This is a genomic window from Streptomyces sp. NPDC017993, assembly GCF_044328065.1.
Classification (GTDB): Bacteria; Actinomycetota; Actinomycetes; order Streptomycetales; family Streptomycetaceae; genus Streptomyces.
On the sequence record NZ_JBIRGO010000035.1, the window covers coordinates 26929 to 46258 of the forward strand.

The 19330-nt window shown below is 68.4% G+C and carries 14 protein-coding genes and 3 pseudogenes; 10 read left to right on the plus strand and 7 right to left on the minus strand.

The window, feature by feature from the left end:
* Positions 1-53: 53 nt before the first annotated feature.
* Positions 54-215, minus strand: a pseudogene (locus ACH4FH_RS36660) (IS5/IS1182 family transposase); the annotation flags it as partial.
* A gap of 91 nt (positions 216-306) precedes the next feature.
* Between ACH4FH_RS36660 and ACH4FH_RS36665 the strand changes: the two are divergent.
* Positions 307-834, plus strand: coding sequence for a GNAT family N-acetyltransferase (locus ACH4FH_RS36665; protein ID WP_398560307.1), 528 nt, complete (start codon positions 307-309; stop codon positions 832-834).
* Positions 835-961: 127 nt separating this feature from the next.
* Here the strand turns inward: ACH4FH_RS36665 and ACH4FH_RS36670 are convergent, their stop codons facing one another.
* Positions 962-1432 carry a hypothetical protein gene (locus ACH4FH_RS36670; protein ID WP_398560308.1) on the minus strand — a complete coding sequence of 157 codons (471 nt, stop codon included), beginning with the start codon at positions 1430-1432 and terminating at the stop codon, positions 962-964.
* Between the two features lie 8 nt (positions 1433-1440).
* A complete protein-coding gene (locus ACH4FH_RS36675; RefSeq protein WP_398560309.1) occupies positions 1441-1929 on the minus strand; it encodes a GNAT family N-acetyltransferase in 489 nt (162 codons plus the stop codon).
* A gap of 333 nt (positions 1930-2262) precedes the next feature.
* Here ACH4FH_RS36675 and ACH4FH_RS36680 point away from each other — a divergent pair.
* The 5 genes and pseudogenes from ACH4FH_RS36680 to ACH4FH_RS36700 form a co-directional block, all read left to right on the plus strand.
* Positions 2263-2814, plus strand: a pseudogene (locus tag ACH4FH_RS36680) (IS5 family transposase); the annotation flags it as partial.
* Between the two features lie 14 nt (positions 2815-2828).
* Positions 2829-2972 (plus strand): annotated as a pseudogene (locus ACH4FH_RS36685) (ABC transporter permease); the annotation flags it as partial.
* Positions 2965-3780 carry an ATP-binding cassette domain-containing protein gene (locus tag ACH4FH_RS36690; protein WP_398560310.1) on the plus strand — a complete coding sequence of 272 codons (816 nt, stop codon included), beginning with the start codon at positions 2965-2967 and terminating at the stop codon, positions 3778-3780. The pseudogene ACH4FH_RS36685 and the gene ACH4FH_RS36690, both read left to right, overlap by 8 nt.
* Entirely contained in the window at positions 3780-4769 is a 990-nt protein-coding gene (locus ACH4FH_RS36695) for a glycine betaine ABC transporter substrate-binding protein (RefSeq protein WP_398560311.1), read from the plus strand. The genes ACH4FH_RS36690 and ACH4FH_RS36695 overlap by 1 nt, the downstream gene beginning before the upstream one ends.
* 246 nt (positions 4770-5015) lie before the next feature.
* The gene (locus ACH4FH_RS36700; RefSeq protein WP_398560312.1) at positions 5016-6251 is read left to right on the plus strand and encodes an epoxide hydrolase family protein; all 1236 of its coding nucleotides are present in this window, start codon (positions 5016-5018) and stop codon (positions 6249-6251) included.
* A 516-nt stretch (positions 6252-6767) separates the two neighbouring features.
* Here the strand turns inward: ACH4FH_RS36700 and ACH4FH_RS36705 are convergent.
* The 3 genes from ACH4FH_RS36705 to ACH4FH_RS36715 all read right to left on the minus strand — a co-directional run bounded on the left by ACH4FH_RS36705 (position 6768) and on the right by ACH4FH_RS36715 (position 13414).
* Complete coding sequence (locus ACH4FH_RS36705) at positions 6768-8093, minus strand: M64 family metallopeptidase (protein ID WP_398560313.1); 1326 nt, start codon at positions 8091-8093, stop codon at positions 6768-6770.
* A 741-nt stretch (positions 8094-8834) separates the two neighbouring features.
* On the minus strand, positions 8835-11432 hold the full coding sequence (rph, locus tag ACH4FH_RS36710) for a rifamycin-inactivating phosphotransferase (RefSeq protein ID WP_398560320.1): 2598 nt from the start codon (positions 11430-11432) through the stop codon (positions 8835-8837).
* 899 nt (positions 11433-12331) lie between these two features.
* Positions 12332-13414 carry an alpha/beta hydrolase gene (locus ACH4FH_RS36715; protein WP_398560314.1) on the minus strand — a complete coding sequence of 361 codons (1083 nt, stop codon included), beginning with the start codon at positions 13412-13414 and terminating at the stop codon, positions 12332-12334.
* 670 nt (positions 13415-14084) lie between these two features.
* On the opposite strand from ACH4FH_RS36715, the gene ACH4FH_RS36720 reads away from it, so the two are divergent.
* From ACH4FH_RS36720 to ACH4FH_RS36735, 4 genes are all read left to right on the plus strand, one after another.
* Positions 14085-14753, plus strand: a complete 669-nt coding sequence (locus tag ACH4FH_RS36720) for a DedA family protein (protein ID WP_398560315.1) — start codon at positions 14085-14087, stop codon at positions 14751-14753.
* Positions 14754-14852: 99 nt separating this feature from the next.
* Complete coding sequence (locus ACH4FH_RS36725) at positions 14853-16085, plus strand: sensor histidine kinase (protein WP_398560316.1); 1233 nt, start codon at positions 14853-14855, stop codon at positions 16083-16085.
* Positions 16076-16720 carry a response regulator gene (locus ACH4FH_RS36730; RefSeq protein WP_398560317.1) on the plus strand — a complete coding sequence of 215 codons (645 nt, stop codon included), beginning with the start codon at positions 16076-16078 and terminating at the stop codon, positions 16718-16720. Before ACH4FH_RS36725 ends, ACH4FH_RS36730 begins: the two co-directional genes overlap by 10 nt.
* Positions 16721-17233: 513 nt before the next feature.
* The gene (locus tag ACH4FH_RS36735; RefSeq protein WP_398560318.1) at positions 17234-18274 is read left to right on the plus strand and encodes a vWA domain-containing protein; all 1041 of its coding nucleotides are present in this window, start codon (positions 17234-17236) and stop codon (positions 18272-18274) included.
* Positions 18275-19198: 924 nt separating this feature from the next.
* Here ACH4FH_RS36735 and ACH4FH_RS36740 read toward each other — a convergent pair.
* Positions 19199-19318, minus strand: a complete 120-nt coding sequence (locus tag ACH4FH_RS36740; RefSeq protein ID WP_398560321.1) for a zinc ribbon domain-containing protein — start codon at positions 19316-19318, stop codon at positions 19199-19201.
* Between the last annotated feature and the right edge of the window lie 12 nt (positions 19319-19330).

Below are 19330 nucleotides of genomic sequence, written 5' to 3' on the forward strand. Positions count from 1 at the left end.
CCGATCGGCCCCTCGGTGACGCCCTCGGCCACGCGCGTGCCCGCGTGCTGGGCAAGGACGCCGCCGTCAAACGGCAGGCTCCACGGTCGCCCCCCGCGGACCGCATCCGCGCCTTCGCGCCGCAATGCGGTCAGCAACTTGCCGAAGCAGCGCGGACTCAGCCCGGTGAACACGGCTATCCAAGACGGCTCCGCCGCCGTGATCACACCAACCACACCAAGATCATCCCCTGTGGTGGGGTAGCTCTGGGCGACGTCTCGCGGAATTCCGCTGGTTCGACGCAGCTTCGGCGTCAAGAATCGGCGGATGCATGAAGTGAAGGTGTCCGACGGGATCATCACTCTGTCGCCGCTGTGCCTGGACGATGTGGAGGCGCATCTCACGGGGGAGGATGAGCTGCTGGTTCGCTGGCTCAACGGCGGCCCCGGGACGCGCGAGGGCGTTGAAGCGTACTTCCAGCACTGCTGGGAACAGTGGGACGCTGCCGGGCCGCTCCGCGCTTTCGGCATCCGGGTAGGCGCCGACGAGACGCTCGCGGGGACGATCGACTTGCGGTTCGCAGGAGAGGGCTTGGCTCCCGGCCAGGTGAATGTCGCCTACGGCCTCTACCCGTCCTGGAGGGGACGTGGCCTGGCTACCCGCGCGGTCCTCCTGGCATCCCAGTACGCGGCCAGTGAGGGTGGGGAGGAGGCGGTGATCCAGGTGGAGCCCGAGAATCCCGCATCCGCCGCCGTCGCGCGGCGGGCAGGATTCACCCCCGGCAAGCAGCTGCACAGCAAGGACGGCACACGGTTCCACTGGTACATCCGGGACCTGCGCGTCGCTCTCCAGTGATGATGGAAACCTGTGAATCCGGCCAGTGTTCTTCGTTCCCCAACTGCTCAGGGTTTCGAGACGGACGTCGGAGGCCGTTCGTCTTGGCGGCTCCTGAACGGAGGGGTCCCACCTAGGTTGCTTGGACTCAAGGGGAGGCGAGGCTCGCGCGTGCTGCGGCCATCAAGGCGATCTTGTGTTCCTCGAGGTGCTCGTTGACCTCGACGTCGCCGATCTCGCGCCACACCGCCTGGTTGAGTGCCCGACCGTATGTGTGCACAGGGGCGTGCAGATCCGCGTCGCTGAGCAGCACGAGGTGCCTTTCAGCGATCCAGAGCCTGGTCATGGCGTCCGAAGCGGCACTGTTCCAGTCTTCGTCATCGCCCCAAGCCTCGGGACGGCTGTAGGCCGCCCGTTCGGCATCCTGGGCGCAGGCGATGAAGTCCTTGATCGCCTGCATCTGCTCTGCTCGGCGCGCCTCGCTGGTGGCCGCTGCCTGGCGGCGTTCCTCCAGCCGTTCGGCGGAGCGCTGAGTGGCGCGCTGGGAGAGCGCCGTCAGGCCGCCGCCGAGGGCGACGCCTGCGAGTGAAAAGATCGGTGCCCACACTTCCATCGCCACGCGGCCCCCTACGACAAGTCCTTGTGCATCAGCGTGCACATGGTCTCGTACCGGAGCAGCGAGCCGTCCGGCGCCTGGACGTCCCAAGCATCCGGTCGGCGACCGTGGGCCAGGTAGCCCAGTCGCTCGTACAGGGCCCGGGCCCGTGGATTGCTCTCCTCCACCGCGAGCTCGGCCCTGTGCAGGCCGCGTGACCTGATGCGGTCCTCCGCGGCCCGGATGAGCATGGTGCCCAGACCACACGACTGCAGGGCCGGGAGTACCCCGAGCTGCCAGAGTGTGCCTACGCCGACCGCGACCTGGTAGTCGACGCCTCCGATCGCCACCGGAACATCGGCCGGGGTGCACACCGCCAGATAATCCACATCTCCCGCTGCCGCGCGCACCAACTCCCGTTCCACCTGCATCAGATGGACGGTCGAGCCGGACCACGTACAGGCCGGCAGATCAGTGGGCGTCAGGTCACGGACGAGGACTGGCACGACAACCTCGGACATTCCATTACGAGGAAGACTCATGCGCCTATCCGATCACCCCAAGGAGCCTACGGACCAGAGGATTTCGCGTGCAGGCCCCCGCCACGTGGTGAAATCCACGGCCGCCGCAACGTCTCACAGCCCTCGTCCATGTGGGGCATCAGGGCGAGCAACTCCGAGGCCAGTCCAAGCAGGGGGTGGCCGTTTTCATGAAGCGCCATCAGTGACGACCAGCAGTTACGGGACAACCCTTAGGCAGCTTCGTTTGGATCAGCTGGTCGTTGGTCCGGGTGTGCCGTTAACAGATGCGCAAGGGACGCGAATCGAGCCGTTGCGTCCGGAGCGGACGCCGACACGATCGTGCGGGCTCACCAGCACGCGGCTGGGGCCCGCAAAAGGGTCCCGGCCGGAGCACCGGCCGGCCATGCCATCGGCCGGTCCCGCGGCGGGCTGAGCACGAAGATTCATCTCGCCGCAGATGCCCGCTGCCGGCCCCTCGCGTTCGTTCCCACCGCCGGACAGGCTGGTGACGCACCCGCTTTCACGGACGTGATGGCCCACTTGCGCGTTCCCGGCCGCCGCTGGAGGACCGCGGAGCCAGCCGGCGTGGTCCTGGCGGACAAGGCGTACTCTCCCGCGCCATCCGCGACCACCTGCGCAAACGCGGTATCCGGACGGTGATCCCGATTCCGGCCCGACCAGCGCGGGCACCGACTGCGACGTGGCAGCCAGGGCGGCAGGCCGCCGGCTTTCAACCGTGAGACCTACAACCAGCGCGACACCGTCGAGCGGTGCATCAACCGCCTCAAGCAGTGGCGAGGAATCGCCACCCGCTACGAGAAGACCGCGACCATCTACCTGGCCGGACTCCACATCGCAGGCATCTTCCTCCGGTCCGCTCAGTGATCCAAACGAAACTGCGTGGGATCTCCAGACTGGGCAGTGCGGAAACGCTCAACGAAGTACTGTCGGGGACGCTCGGAATCGTCGTCCCAGCCCTGCCGTTCGACGCCGGGTACGTGCTGATCGGACGGCTCACCATCTCACGGGGGATCCGTGGCTGACTCTGCCGAAATCGTCGAACCGACCTCCCCGATGTCCGGCGCCGCGGGCCCCGGTGGATCCGCCCGATCCGCCGGGCCCGACCGGCCGGCCGCCGCCGGCGCGAGTATCCGGCTGGACAACCTCACCAAGCGCTATCCGGACATCCAGGCCCCGGCCGTGGAGGACGTGACCCGGGACGAAGCGACCGGCGAATCCGTGACTCTCGTAGGGCCCTCGGGCTGCGGCAAGAGCACCACCCTCAAGATGATCAACCGGCTGATCGAGCCGACCTCGGGGCAGATCACCATCGCCGGCGAGGACGTCACCGGCATCAACCTCGTGGCGCCTCGCCGCACCATCGGCTACGCCATCCAGTCCACGGGTCTCTTCCCGCACATGACCGTCACCGAGAACATCGGGCTCGTACCGAAGATGGCCGGCCGGCCCCGCGCGAAGGTGCGGGACCGGGTCGAGGAGATGAGCAACACCGTGGCCGGCCCGAGGGTCACCGACCCGGCACTCGTGGAGACGGCGCGCGGCATCGGGATGTCGCCGCTGATGCTGTTCCGGGTCGAACTGCCCCTGGCCGTCCGGCTGATCCTGGCGGGCGTAGGGACCGCGCTCGTGCTGCACGTCGGCACCGCGACGCCGGCCGCCTTCGGCGTAGGAGGAGGACTCGGGGACCTGGTCCCCTCCGGCATCACCAACCAGCGCATGCCGGTGCTGGTGCTCGGCTCCGTACTGACGGTCGCCATGGCGCTGATCACGGACTGGCTGGGGACGCTCGTCGATTTGCTGCTACGCCCACGCGGCCTGGAGGTGGACTGATGCGCCTGGCCCAGATACGGAAGGCCGTCGCGGGCGCGGGCGCCCTGCTGCTCGCCGCCGCAGGGCTGAGCGGCTGCGGACTGACCAGCGGCAGCCCGCTGGCCGACTCGGTGCAGCCCGGCTCCATCGGCAAGGGGCGACCGCTGGAGGGCGCCCAACTGACCGTGACGTCAAAGGAGTTCACCGAGCAGATCATCCTGGGCCAGATCATGGGGCTGGCCTTCAAAGCGGCCGGCGCGGAAGTCCTGGACCGGACGAACATCCAGGGCTCGATCGGTGCCCGCGAGGCGGTCAAGTCCGGTGCGGCGGACGGGATGTACGAGTACACCGGCACGGCCTGGATCACCTACCTCGGTCACACCAAGCCGGTCGTCGACCCGTACGAGCAGTGGGAGGCCGTACGCGAGGCAGACCGCCGCAACGGCATCACCTGGCTGCCCGCCTCCCCACTCAACAACACCTACGCGCTGGTCGCGAACCAGGCGAATGCGCAGAAGTACCGGCTGCGCACACTCTCCGACGTGGCACGTCTGACGAAGAAAGACCCGGGCGCGGCGACGATCTGCGGCGGAAGCGAGTTCTCGCTGCGCGAGGACGGCCTGCCGGGCGTGGCGAAGACGTACGGATTCGCCCTCCGACGCGGGAACTTCAAAAAGATGGACGACGGCGTCGTCTACACCCAGGTCGCCGAGGGCGCGGCCTGCGCCCTCGGCGTGGCGGCCACCACCGACGGCCGCATTCCCGAACTCAAGCTGAAGGTGCTGGAGGACGACCGGCACTTCTTCCCCAACTACAACGCGGCACCCGAGATGAACAGCGCCACAATGAGGAAGTACCCCGCCATCGCCGACCTCCTCACCCCGATCACCAAGCGGCTGACGGGGGCGGAGGCCCAGCGGCTGAACGCGCGAGTGGACGTGGACGGGGAGGACCCGCACGAGGTGGCGAAGGACTGGCTGGTGCGGGAGGGCTTCATCCGGGAAGGCTGACAGACGGATTCGCACGAGCGTCCGACGAGCAGGAGGAGAGCGCCCTGCCGCTCGTGTAGACGCTGCCGTCCAGAGGGCCGGGACACCATGATCCGAACGACGCGCCCTGGTCGTCTCTTCGAGTCGGCCGACGTCCTCGCCACCCGCCTACCGCGCCTCTTCGCGCCTGTGACCTGCTTGGCCGCTGGCATGTGGCACGTTTCGCTGATATGCCGGTCCCACCCCCCCCCAGTAAGGAACCACGCCATGGCCACCCCGCACGCCTTCCCCCTGGAGCCCACCCCGATCCATGTGTCCGACGAGGTCCTCGATGACCTGCGCGCCCGTCTCACATCGACCCGTCCGCCGCTGGACGAGGGGAACGGGGACTGGTCCTACGGCGTCCCGGACAGCTATCTCCGTGAACTGGTCGCCTACTGGCGGGACGGCTACGACTGGCGCAGGGCCGAGGCCGCCATCAACGTCTACGAGCACTACCAGGTGAGCGTCGCCGGCGTCCCGGTGCACTTCATGCGCAAGCCCGGCAACGGCCCTCGCCCGATCCCGTTGATCCTCACCCACGGCTGGCCGTGGACGTTCTGGCACTGGTCGAAGGTGATCGACCCGCTCGCCGACCCGGCCGCGTTCGGCGGTGACCCCGCCGACGCGTTCGAGGTCATCGTGCCGTCCCTGCCCGGCTTCGGTTTCCCCGGCCCGCTCACCGGCTTTTCGGACGTCAACTTCTGGAAGGTCTCCGACCTCTGGCACACCCTGATGACCGAGACCCTGGGATACGAGAAATACGCCGCGGGCGGCTGCGACATCGGCGGGATCGTCTCCAGCCAGCTCGGCCACAAGTACGCCGACGAGCTCTACGGCATCCACATCGGCTCCGGGCTGCCGCTCGACTTCTTCACCGGCCCCCGCGCCTGGGACTTCGCCCGGAATCGGCCCCTCACCGACGACCAGCCCGCCGACGTCCGCGCCCGCATCATCGAGCTGGACCACCGCGCGGCGTCCCACCTCGCCGTGCACATGCTCGACGGCGCCACCCTGGCCCACGGGCTGAGCGACTCGCCCGCCGGACTGCTCGCCTGGCTGCTGGAGCGCTGGAACGCCTGGAGCGACAACGGCGGTGACGTGGAGTCCGTCTTCACCAAGGACGACCTGCTCACCCACGCCACGATCTACTGGGTGAACAACTCCATCGCCACGTCGATGCGCTACTACGCCAACGCCAACCGCTACCCCTGGGCCCCCGCCCACGACCGCACCCCGGTCGTGCAGGCCCCCGTCGGCCTCACCTTCGTCACGTACGAGAACCCGCCCGGCATCCGCACGGCCAACGAGCGCGTCCGGGCGTTCAAGACCGGCCCGCAGGCCGATTGGTTCCACCACGTCAACGTCAACGCCCACGATCACGGCGGCCACTTCATCCCCTGGGAGAACCCCGACGCCTGGGTGAGCGACCTGCGCCGTACCTTCCACGGCCGCAGGCCCTGAACGACCCCGCGGGCTCGTCCGGCGACGGGCCAGGCGAAAGTTTCCTGGCGGGGCATGCGCGTCGTCCGGGCCAGGGCCGGTACGGAGTCCCTAGAACGCAGAAACCCCCGGGCGCACCGGGGGCCTACGAGAGCAAGATCCTCTGAGCATCCTTGTCAGGACACATGGGACCTTGCAGGGGCATCTTCTACATCTGCAGCTCCGTCAACCGAAGCCGCCGAGTTCGCGGAAAGGTCGCCCTCGTCGCCGGCTCCGCGCGCGGCGTGAGCAAGGAGACGGTGTGCGCTCCTCTGCACCCGCGGCGCCCGCGCGGCAGTCCGAACTCACCGGCCCGGAAGAGGCTCCAGGAGAGCTTTGCCGATGCCGCGGAGGATGAGCCTTCAGGGGGCGGCCTGGATCCGCTGCTCGTCGGATGTCGGTGCGGGCACCGGCGGATCATATTTGCCATCACATGGGGGTGGAGCCGTACGGGCGGGGCCCCAGGGTCGGGGCCCCACCCGTACCGACGGTCTGCGATCAGCCCGTGACGTGCCAGGTCAGCGCTGCAGACAGGTGCTTGCGCAGGGCCGGGGTGCGGACCATGCGCGTGGGGTCGGCGGCCTTGGCGGTGACGGTGTGGGTGCGGCCGTCGGCGGGGACGCCGAGGGATCCGGGCTCGACCGTGGTCCGGCCGCGGGCGGCGGCGACCTCATGGCCGTCGACATACCACGTCACCCGTGCGCGGGTGGCCGGGGTGACGCGGATCCGGTCGTCGCGGGACAGGGTGTGCGCGGTGCCGACCCGGCTGGTCAGCACGCTCGCGTGGCGGTAGAAGCCGGCGATCATGGCCTCGCGGCCGGGGAGGTTGAACTCGCGGCCGAGCGTGCGCATGATCGAGTTCTCGGTGGGGCGGTTGAGCCCGAACTGGTAGTAGCCGCCGCCCTCGTAGGCCCCGACCGTACCGCCGTCCGGCGACTCCTGCCCGATCCAGCGGTACCACTTCTGCTGCCGGCCGGTCATCTCTGCGGCGGAGAGGGTGGAGAGGTTGACCTCGGCGGGCTCGGGGCCGGAGTACGTCCCCGGCTGCCCGTAGTCGTATTCGTCGGCGAGCTTGCCGAGCGAGTGGCCCGTCTCGTGCACCGCGATCTGGTCGGACTGGGCGTTGTCGGACGAGGCGGTCGCGATGCCGTCGTAACCGACCTGCGACGAGACGTCGTTGTAGCCCGCCCCGCCGTACTTGGTGGAGTTGGACAGCACGACGACGAGGTCGGCGGCGGGGGCCTTGGCCGCGTACGACTCGACCTTGTTGGTGTCGACGCAGAGCAGCCGCTCGGTACCGTCGCAGAAGAACGCCGAGCCGAGGGCGGTGTCGCGGGTCACGTCCTGGGTCGGGTCGCCGGAGACGCCGGAGTCACGGGAGACGGCGTCAACCGCCCAGACGTTGAACAGGCCGGTGTACGAGGCGTACGGCTCGACCTCGGTCATCTTGGCCCACTTGGCGCGGATATCGGCGTGGAAGTCCTCCTGCTGCGCCTCGGTGTAACCGTCGCCGAGGAAGACGACGTCCAGCTTGCTGTCGACGGGACCGCTCTGCACGATCGGGGTGACGTCCCCGTCGCCGGCGATGGACGCCTTGTCGGCCGGTGACAGCGGCTTCGGGGCCGGAACGGTGGCGTGCCGGGGGTGGCCGTCCGGACCGGTGAAGTACTCGACCCTCTGCTGGGCCTCAGAGGGTTGGGGGGTCGGCGCCGGGGCCGCACCCTGGGCCGTGGTCGCTGCGGCTGTCGCGGCGACGACCGCCGCGAGGGTCGTCCCGATGGCCGCTGCAGTGCGGCGGCCGGATATGGAGGTGCGTCTACGCATGTGGGGGTCCTCCCGAAGCTCACCGCGACGGCGGTGAGTTGAGCCAGATTTTGGCGCGGCTCAATGTATGGGCTGAGGAGGCGGCGAACAACGGGTGTTGCTCAAGTGACGTGTGATGAGGGTCGGTTCACGCCATCGGCCCTCGGCGGCGGTCACTCCGCGACGGTGGCCGGAAGGCGGGCGCGGCCCCCGCCCGGCAAAGCGACACCGGACACCCAGCCGATCGCCGGGTGGCTGTCAGTAGTTGCGCGACGGGACAACCTTCACCGACACCGCTGCGTTCGGCCGGGCAACTTTCAGCGGCGCCGCCCACTTCCGCGTGGCATCCTTCACCAGCGCCCTCGGCACTGACCAGCCCCCTGGCTACCCGCACTCTGCTGGACAGGCAGAGGCCGGACCGCGCAGTCCGCCTCAGACGCTGCTGCGCCGAGGGCGAGGAAGCCGGCGCATACCCACGCCGGCTCCCTGGCCACGGCCGGTGCCGGCAGGCCCGCTAGCCTCGGGCTTTCACGAGGGACGCTGTCCGGAAGGTGATCGAGAGCACAGAAAGTGCCTCTGCGCTGCAACGATAGGACGTGCTGAGAGTCCTGTACGTGGCAGCGGAAGAGGCACTTCCCAGGTGAAGAACAGTTACGGGTGGTGTCCGCGTGTGCGCGTTGCGGGCGGCGGTCGTGGGGTGGTCGTCAACTGCTTGGCGTTGTTCGGTCGGAGGCTACGCAAGGGGCTTCTCGGTGTGGTCGGTCAGGGCAGGATCTCGATGTACCCGTCGGTTCCGTGCACGCGGATCCGCTGCCCGTCCCGGATCAGCCGGGTGGCCTGCTCCACGCCCACGACTGCCGGCAAGCCGTACTCCCGGGCGATCACTGCGCCATGGGTCATCAGGCCGCCCACCTCCGTCACCAGGCCCGCGATTCCGACGAACAGCGGCGACCAGCTGGGGTCCGTGAAGGTCGTGACCAGGATGTCGCCCGCTTCGAGATCGGCTTCCGCCATGTCGAGGATGACGCGGGCCCGTCCCTCGATGGTCCCGGCGGAAACCGGTAGGCCGATCAGGGCGCCGGCCGGCGCATCGTCGCGTCGGTACGCCCCGGTGACGGCCTCGCCATCCGAGGTGAGCACCCGGGGCGGTGTGAGCGCGTGGTACGACCGGAACGCGTCCTTGCGCTGCTGGATGAGCTGGTCATCCACCTCGTTCGAGCGCACGACGTCGTGGAACTCCTGGAACGTGAGGTAGAAGATGTCCTCCTTCTCAGGAAGCACGTCGGCCTGCACGAGGCGCTCGGCCTCCTCCAGCAGGGCCTGCTTGTAGACGAAGTAGCGGCTGACGATGCCGTATTTCGGGTACTCCCGGTACCCGATGAAGGTTCTGACCCGGTCGATCATCCGCTTGGCCTCGTCGGCTTTCCGGTCCCCGTCCGGTAGGGCCCGCAAGCGTGACAGCACGTCCTGTTCCTTTTGCTGCGCCTTCTGCCGGCCTTCCTCGAAGCGCCGCTCGGCGGCGCCCGGTTCGAAGATCCTGACGTTGTCGAGGATCACGGGCACGAGCGTGGTGGGGCGCTCGCGCCAACGTGGCCTCGTGATGTCGATCTCGCCGACGCAGCGCATGCCGTACCGGTCGAGGTAGGCCTCGATGGCGTCGCGCGCTTCGGTCCCGCCCGCGAGCTTCGCCAGCTCGTCCAGGAACCCCTCGTCCTCGACGCCCTGCAGGAACGCCACCACCTCCGAATGCGGGCGGATCACGTCCGCGACGTCGAGCAGCGCCAGTCCCATCTCCGACGTGACGTTGTCGGGGGCGGACAGCGTGAGCGTGTCAGCCGCGTTCTTCTCGCCCAGCCACTCCTGCAGCTTGTCGTTGAGCCACCACGTGGCCTCCATCCCCGCCATGATCGCCTGCATGCTCAGCGGATCGCTGAGCACTCGCTTGTGCTCCGCGATGGCCTCCAGCAGGAAGTCGAACAGTGCTGGTCCGCTCTTCGTCCGGATGTCGCGCTCCAGGGCGGCGATGGACGCCTGGCTGCGTTCGATCAGCTCGGTGACGATGGCCGGATCTGTCTCGATCGGGGCGGGCGGGCCGCCGGCCGGCGGCCCGCCGGGACCCGCGTCCGGGAGTGACGGGACGAAATCGTCATGGTCGAGGACGGTCTCCAGAGCATCCCTGACCAGCGGATCGCCTCTCCCCATGAGGTCCAGGAGGCCGGCGCGGCTCGCGGGCGAGGCCAGGCGTCGGGTGACGTCGACGAACAGCCTCCCGGCGGCCTCGTGCATCGGCACCATAGCCGTCAGCTGCCACATGGAGAACCCCAGGGGCTTCATGGGGTCGGTCATCATCTGCTGATGACCGACGGAGACATAGACGTGATTCTCCTGGTCGCCGGCCTCGGGGATGGGGAACAGCGTCGTGATCGGCCGGCTCTGAACGATCTGGAAGCCATCGTCGACCAGGCACCATTCGATGTCCTGAGGGCGGCCGAAGTGCGCTTCGATCCGCCGTCCGAGCTGCACGAGCCGCACGACCTGCGCATCCGTCAGCGCCGGCTCCTCCTGCCGCTGCGAGTCGATCGCCACTTCCTGCGTACCGCCGGCCGGCAGGGCGTGAACGGCACGCTGTTTGGCGGCGATCCCCTTGGCGACGACTTCGCCGTCGCGCACCTTGAAGACGTCCGGGTTCACCAGGCCGGAGACCAGGGCCTCGCCGAGGCCGAAGCCGGCGTCCACGGTGGCGACCTTCCGGCTGCCCGTGACGGGGTCGGCCGTGAACAGGATGCCTGCCGCATCCGGGAAGGCCATCTGCTGCACGACCACGGCCATGTGGACCGTACGGTGATCGATGCCGTTCCGCTGGCGGTAGGTCACGGCCCGCTCGGTGAACAGCGAGGCCCAGCACCGGCTGACGTGCTGGAGGATCGCCGTCGGCCCCACGACGTTCAGGTACGTGTCCTGCTGGCCGGCGAAGGAGGCCGTGGGCAGGTCCTCTGCCGTCGCGCTGGATCGGACGGCGCAGGCGGCCTGCTCGCCGAGCTGGGCGAGCGCGCGGGTGATCGCCGCCGCGAGATCGCCCGGGATGGCAATCCCTTCGATGGCGCGACGAATCTGCGCGCTGAGCGTGCGGATCGCCTCCCGGTCGTCCGGGTTCAGGCGCGACAGCTGATCGAGCCGATCGTCGATCGACGGCGCTTCCGCCATGATCCGCCGGAAGGCGTCCGTCGTCACGCAGAAGCCGGCCGGCACGCGGATGCCCTCGATCCGCGACAGCCCGCCCAGATGCGCGCCCTTGCCGCCGACGACCGCGACCTGCGTCTCGTCAACCTCTTGAAGATTCCACACGTACTGCTCGATCATCGCGATGCCTCCGAGGCAGTCGTGTCCCATTGCACTGAACTAGCCGATCGAATCACCGGCGCCACCAGCTCTGCCGAATTTCTTGCCAGGCACGTCCGCGTCTCGGGCTGCCCTAGCTCTGACCAGACGGCCGACCGCGCCACCCAGTCGGGCGGCGCGGTCCCCCGCGCCACCGCCCCGAGCGCTCGCGACCGCACTGCCATTCCCACCAACGGTTCGACGTCACCGCGCCCCCCATACGTCGACGACACACGCACTTCGTTCCCCATTTCCGCAGGTTGTGGCCTCGGCCGACGATTTTGCGCCACCACCCGGGCCTTGCCGCAAGCCCCCCAGTGCGCTATACCTTGGTAGTGGCAGGGAGAGAGATCTTCCTGCCTTTGCCTTTTGGCGTCCGCTGGACACCGACAACCCTCTCGCCTCGGCAGTCCCGCCCAACGGTTACGACAAACCGCCGGCAGGGCAAACGTTGCCTGATCCGGCACCAGCCTCACGCTTTCGCCAGGCTTGGTGTCCGGCCTTCGGTCGGGCAGCCCGCCCCGCACTACCGCGCCAAGACGGTCAGCCGCGGTTCGTTTTGGTCACGCGGGAGACGAACCAGCCCGACGTCGGGCTCGACGCCAACGGGATATACATCGCGCTCAGCACCGGCGGTGTGACCAGCGCCCACGAGTAAATGCCCGCCCGTCTGCGCGGTGGAGCCACCTCCGGCGAGGCGGCTCCACCGCCGCAGACACGGAAGCGTTCCCGCAGCACCTCTCAATCCCGTCCCGCCATCCACCTACACCGCTCCACACATCCGCCCCGGCAACCGGTCAACCTGCGTACCCCCAGGCCGAATGCACCGCCACTACGCGGAAAAGCGGACCACGACACCTTTGGCCGGCCGCTGGGCGGGCTCATGGGGAGGTGGGGAAGGAGCGCGCTATCTCCGGAAGGGACCGCTGGAACGCTGCGTAATGGCTGACGGCGCCCTCGTCGACGACCCGGGCCCTGCCACCGTGCGCCGACACCCGCTGCGCACAGTGGTGGCTGTTGGCTATGGGCACGTCGTGATCACCGGTGGCGCTGTAGAGCCTGACGGGAACGTTCGGCTTCCAGTCGCAGGTGAAGTCATTGCTGCGCAACACCGCCAGGAGTCTGCCGCTCGGGTTCCGCAGCTTCGCGTACCACCGGTCGGAGAGCAGTTCCGGCAAGGTTTCCGGCAGCTTTCCCGCGATCTGCTCCGCGGGATGGTTGCTGTCGAAGAGCTCTTCCACCTGATCGGCGTACGGGGCGCGAAAGACCTCACGCGGGTCGGAGTAGAGGTGGTGCAGGCGGTTCTGTGCGGCAAGGAAGTAGGCGGTGTAGAAGACGGCCGATCCTGGGCCGACCCGTCCGTTGAAAAGGCCGGGTAGCTGGCTGCTCTCGAGGTCGTACGCGCCACCGACCGCCGCCACCCCCCGCAGTTGGAAGCGCGGGTCTGCCCCGGAGTTCAGAGTGCGGCCGAGCGCCATGGCTACCTGCCCACCTTGCGAGAAGCCCGTGGCATAGACCCGCCCGTCGAGCGACCGACCGAGCTTCGGTGCTGCCGTGCGAGCGGCGCGGAGCATGTCGAGGGAGGCGGCGGCCGCGGAACGGTTGTCGAGGTAGGGGTGAGTGCCCGGGCCCGTACCGAGGCCGAGGTAGTCGGGAGAGACGGCCGCGCGTCCGGCAGAGGCGTAGAGGAGGGAGACGGTGCGGTCGGGGCCGTCCGCGACGGACGCCGCGTAGCCCCGGTAGGCCAACGTGCCGTGACCGTGGACGACGGTGGGGAGCAGGTGCCCTCCGCCGCGTGGCAGCGCGAGGAGACCTGACGCGGTGGTCGGTCTCCCGTCCGGGGCGACAGTGCGGTAGGTGAGGCGGTACGCGGCGACACCGTACCGGGCGGTGTCGGTTGGATAGCCCGACTTCTGTGCTTCCTTGACGATGCGTTGGTAATCCCGCTCGCCGAGAGGTGTCACAGACGTCAGCTCACCACGGGCGTGCCCCCGCCCGGCTCCCTCCCCTGCGGCGGGCAGGGACGGGAACGTGAGGAGCGTCGCGAACGCGGCCGACGCAACCACGACCGCTCTGCGCCGGCCGACGCTGCGGCGCCAACGGGCCCTGCCGGCACGTGCTCTGGCTTGCCCCGTGGGCGATTTACTGGGAAGTGATCTCATACCCGAAAGCTAGAGATAAGCGCCCAAGCGCAGAATGCGGATATCCGCACACTCCACCTGTGGGAAACCACAGATCTGCCCGCCCCCGGGGCAAATCGGGGGCGGGCAGAAGAATGAACGGGCCGAGCCTCAAGCGCACCGCACTTCCCGTGACTTGAGCAGCCGCGAGTGGGGGTGCACGCCCAAGAGGCGCCGCGGGTTCCCCGGCCCCGATGGCAGCAACTCCGGGCTTCTCCCGCGGCGGCTGACTCAAGGCGCGCCAGATACCCCGAGGGCGATCCCCGCCCACACCGCGCGGGCCCAAGGACGCCGCCGACGAGGCCGCGACGGCGATGCCCGCGGCACCATGCGGAAAACCCCACCTTGCGCGACGGTAATCCGCATACCGCCGCTGGCCCGTGCTTTCTAGCGTTGCTCGTGAATCGCGGCGCCTGTACCTCAGCAGCCGCCTCTCAGCAGCTTGGAGAACGGCATGGATTTCGTGACCTTCGCACTTCCCCAGGAGCCCGCGAGCGGCATCGCCGGCTGGGCGGCCGACCTCGTGGACGCGATGGGCGCTCCGGGAGCCGGCCTCGCCATCGCCCTGGAGAACCTCTTCCCGCCCTTGCCCAGTGAGGTGATTCTGCCCCTTGCCGGCTTCGCCGCCGGGCAGGGTGTGATCAGCCTGGCGTCCGCGCTGTTCTGGACGACACTCGGTTCCGTGGTCGGCGCCGCCATCCTGTACTGGATCGGGGCGCTCTTCGGCCGTGAGCGCATGCATGCGATCTGGACCAAGCTACCGCTGGTCAAGGCCTCCGACCTGGAGCGCACCGAGCAGTGGTTCGCCAAGCACGGCACGAAGGCGGTGCTTCTGGGCCGCATGGTGCCTATCTTCCGCAGCCTCATCTCGGTCCCGGCCGGCGTGGAACGTATGCCACTGCCGGTCTTCCTGGCCCTGACCACTCTCGGCAGCCTGGTCTGGAACGTGGTCCTCGTGATGGCGGGCTATTGGCTGGGCGACCAGTGGGACGTGGTGGGGACCTACGTCGGATTCCTTTCCAAGGCTGTCCTCGTCCTGGTCGTCTTGGCCATCGCCGCCTACGTACTCGTGCGCCTTCGGGCCAGGAAGCAGCCCCGGTCCCAGCACCGTCGCACATCCTGATCCACGTCGATGAACGGTGACGTGCACCCCGCCCACCCCTGGCCCACCCCGGCTGAACGATCTTGCCGCAAGGATGGCGCACCCCTAATGTCAACCAGCGTGAGAGGAGACCGGGCAGGCATAGAGACCGACCGTCCACCACTGACGCACGAGCCACGGCAGGAGGGCGGTAAGGGCGGTAAAGCCCCCGCCACCGCGGCCAAGTCGGCGCCCCGCCTCCTCAGCGCCATCGGCGTCCTGCTCGGGTGCTTCACCGCACTGCTCGGCCTGCTGTACTTCATCCTGGCCGGGGCCGTGCTCGGCGCATTCCTTCTGTGGCCGCACACCCGCGGCCGGGCCTACACCGTGCTCTCCGCGGGGGCCCGCAGACTCACCTTGCTGGATCGCTCCCGCCGCTCGGCCTTCTTCTACGACACGTTCCCCGACCACCACAGCTCCGACCGTGCAGTCCTGAGCTACCTCGCGGCCCGTACGTACAGCGGCCTGCTGTGCAGCATCGTGGTCGGACTGCTCGTCTTCGGCGTCATGCTGGCCGGCCTGCTCACCGCGGGCATCTTCCGGTCCACGCTGACTTGGCAGGAACTGCTGACCCAACTGGTGCTCGGCAGCGTCCTGCTCTTCCTGGATGTACAGGGTCTCTACTCCCTGACGGCTCTCGACACCCGCCTCGCCCGCGAGTGCTTCGGGCCCTCCGAGCACGAGGTTCTCGTACGGCGCATCAACGAACTGGCCGCCAGCCGGGCCGCGGTGGTGCAGGCCGTGGATGTCGAGCGGCGCCGCGTCGAGCGCGATCTGCACGACGGTGTCCAGCAGCGTCTCGTGGCACTCGCCATGCTGCTCGGCCGAGCCCGTCGCAGCAAGGTGCCGGGTCAGGCGGATGCTCTCCTGGAGCAGGCGCACAAGGAGTCCCAGGAAGTCCTCACCGAACTGCGCGAAGTGGCCTGGCGGATCTATCCATCGGCTCTCGACAACCTCGGTCTCCAGGAGGCGCTCGGCGGAGTCTCGGAGCGGTGCAGCATCCCGACACGGATCGAGTACGACGTTCCTGGGACGCTGCCGACGCCCACCGAGACCGCCGCCTACTTCGTCGTGTCGGAGGCCGTGACCAACGCGGCCAAGCATTCCACGGCCCAGGACATCTTCATCAGCGTGCAGCGATATGACACGCATCTCGCGGTGCTGGTCCGCGACAGCGGGATCGGCGGCGCCGACCCGACGGGCAGCGGTCTGACCGGACTGCACAGCCGGGTAGCCGCGCTGGACGGCAGACTGGACATCCACAGCCCCCCAGGGGGCCCCACCACCATCACCGCGGAGCTGCCGTGCGCGTAATTCTCGCCGAGGACTCGACCCTGCTGCGAGAAGGGCTTGTCCGGCTCCTGATCGAGGAGGGGCACGAAGTCCTTGCCGCGGTGGGCGAAGCAGTCTCACTGCTACGGGAGGTGGAGACGCAGACACCGGACATCGTGGTGACCGACATCCGGATGCCGCCGACCCACAGCGATGAGGGGCTGCGCGCCGCGGTGGAGATCCGCAAGCGCTGGCCGGAAGTCGGCGTACTCGTGCTCTCCCAGCACGTGGAGCGCAACTACGCGGCGCAGCTGCTCACATCGAACGCCGAGCGGGTCGGCTACCTTCTCAAGGACCGGGTCGCGCAGGTCGAGGAGTTCCTCGACTCGATGGAGCGCATCCACGCAGGCGGCGCCGCCATCGACCCGGAAATCGTACGGCAGTTGGTCATTCGCACCACACACACCGACCCCCTCGGGCGGCTCACCCCACGCGAGCGCAGCGTCCTGGAGGTGCTGGCGCAGGGCCACACCAACGCAGCCATCGCACAGAAGCTGCACATTTCGCTGAGTGCGGTCGAGAAAAACCTCAACATGATCTTCGAGAAACTGGAGCTGTCACACACCACCGGCTACAGCCGCCGGGTGCTCGCCGTGCTGCGCTACCTGGAGTCCTGACACCTGAGGCAGCGACGGGCCCGGAGCCCGTCCCCCGGGTTGGTCGCCTGTGGAGAGGCACGCCCACGAGAGCCTGCGATTGGCTGGTCCGGACGGCCGTACTCGGGCGGAGCACTCCTGGGCCCGCCAGCAGGTACAGCCTCTCCGTCTGCTCGCCCTCGGGGAGGGACGCGAACACAACAACACCGAGGCGCCGTCGTGACGCCAACCGCGGCTCTGGCGTTGGCCGCTGACCGGACGACAGCCGGGCATGTCCCCGTGCCTAAGCCTGAGTGAAGCGGGTTGCAGCCTTGAGGCGGCGGCGCGCGAACGGGTCGCACCGCGGGCGGTGCGAACGGGCCGCACCCCGGGCGGCGCGTCTGTGTGCTCTGTCGTGCTGAATCGGGCGGGTGCCACGTCAGCCTCGGACGCCGGTTACGTGCCGGTCCCCTGCCCAGTCGCGCCGCTCCAAGATCGATTGTCAGTGGTGGGTGAGACGATGAGTGCATCGCGTCGGAAAGAGGGGGAGCGCTAATGTCCGGAACCCAGAACTACATCAATCACGTTGCTCTTGTGCTGGATGCCAGTTCGTCCATGTCACACCTGAGCCGCAAGGTCGTCGAAGTCGCCGACCAGCAGATTGCCTATCTGGCCCGCCGATCGAAGGAACTGGATCAGGAAACCCGCGTCACGGTCTACGTCTTCGCCGACAAGGTTGAGTGCGTCATCTACGACAAGGACGTGCTGCGGATGCCGTCTTTGAAGCAGCTGTACCGGGTCGGTGGAATGACGGCCCTTCTGGCGGCCACGCTGAAGTCGCAGAACGAGCTGGCGCAGACAGCTCAACTCTACGGAGACCACAGCTTCCTGACGTTCGTACTGACCGACGGCCAGGAGAACGCAAGTCATCGCTGCCCGGATGCTCCTGCCAGGGATACGCGGGAACTGGTGCAGGCCGTGGCCAAGATGACCCGCACGCAGGAGGACAACTGGACGCTGGCCGTCCTTGTGCCGGACCAGATGGGCAAGCGCGAGGCCATGCAGTGCGGTTTCCCGAAGGACAACATCGCCATCTGGGACGCCACCAGCACCCAGGGTCTGGAAGAGGCCGGGCAGGTTATCCAGCAGGCAACCGAAAACTTTATGATGGGCCGCGCCCAGGGAATCCGTGGGTCGAAGGCGGTGTTCTCCACCGGTGCGGATTCCGTCAACAAGGACACCATAAAGGCAGCCGGACTCACCCCCGTAAAGCCCTCCGCGTACCAGCTGATTCCGGTGGCCCGCGACGCGGCAATCCGGGACTGGGTCACCGAATGCGGACACACCTACCGCACCGGTTGCGCGTTCTACCAGCTGAGTAAGTCGGAGAAGATCCAGGCACGGAAGCAGATTGCGGTACTGGAAAAGAAGACGGACCGCGTGTACACCGGGCCGGAAGCCCGAGCCCTGCTCGGCCTGCCCGACATGGAAGTCCGCATCAAACCCGACCACAACGACGACTTCACCATCTTTGTGCAGAGCACCAGCGTCAACCGGAAGCTGGTAGCGCACACGCGGCTACTGCTGATGATCTGACACCTTGGCAGCCCCGCCGGACCAACCGGCGGGGCTGTTCAGCGCAGGCCGGGAGAGTTCGCCGAAACGCAGTGCACCACGCTCCCGGAGCTCGGCATCCCACGGGCAAAGAGCCAGCAGCGGCCGATCGTTGAACCGCCCGCACACACCACAGAACACCAGACCCCCGGCGCGCCTCCGCCGTCCGGGGTCCTGTGCAGTCCAGGCCACAAGTGGTGCGCAGGTGCCCGAGCTGTGCCGGCGGGCGGACACGCCAGCAGCGAGGGACGCGGACAGTGAGGGCACGACTGTGGGTGTCGTGTCGTCAGGAGGTCGCCCGCGATAGCTGAGCTGACCGTGGCGTCACGGCGAGCCAGGCAGTCAGCAGGAATGTCGACGAGTTCGTAGCCGAACACGCGGTAGCTCTGCTGCTTGAGCGCAATCCGGGCGGCCGGCGCCCTGGCCGGCCGGGGGTGGTCGCCCAGTGGAAGCCACTTCGCGGGCCGCGCCGGTGACCGATGTCGATGAGTCCGGGAGTCACCGCGGCCTGCTCATGGGCCTGGGCGGGGCCGTCGCTCAGTACCTGCTTCCGATGCAGGACCGCCGGGAGTCGCCTGATCGTTGGGGGTTGCCGAGAGCTCAGTCGGCAGGCTGTACTGGGAACCGGCGTGACATTGAGCGAACCGGCCGTGGCCGCCTTGCTGTGCGCCTTGGGTACTGCGGGCAACTCCGGCACCTGAGCCGTTGAGGACCCTCTCCCTTCACACCCCTTCAATCCCCTGGGCTCCACTGCCTTGATGCCTCCGCAAGAGGTCCAGCTGGGCACCCCCAGTGGGCTGGCCCCTCAACGCACGAAAGGCTTGTCAACTTGACCCGGCCCTAAAGGACTGGGCTTGGAGGTAGGGCGCCACTGGCGGTGACGGGGCCTCCTCCGTCCGGACACCCCTATGGGGTGGCAGGGACGCGTGACTCACGCCCCGCCGTCCACGCAGCCTCGCCCTTGCGCGCGATGTTGCGGGAAGCATTCCGGTCAGCGTGGGCAACGACCCCGCAGTTCCGGCAGATGAAGAGGGCTTG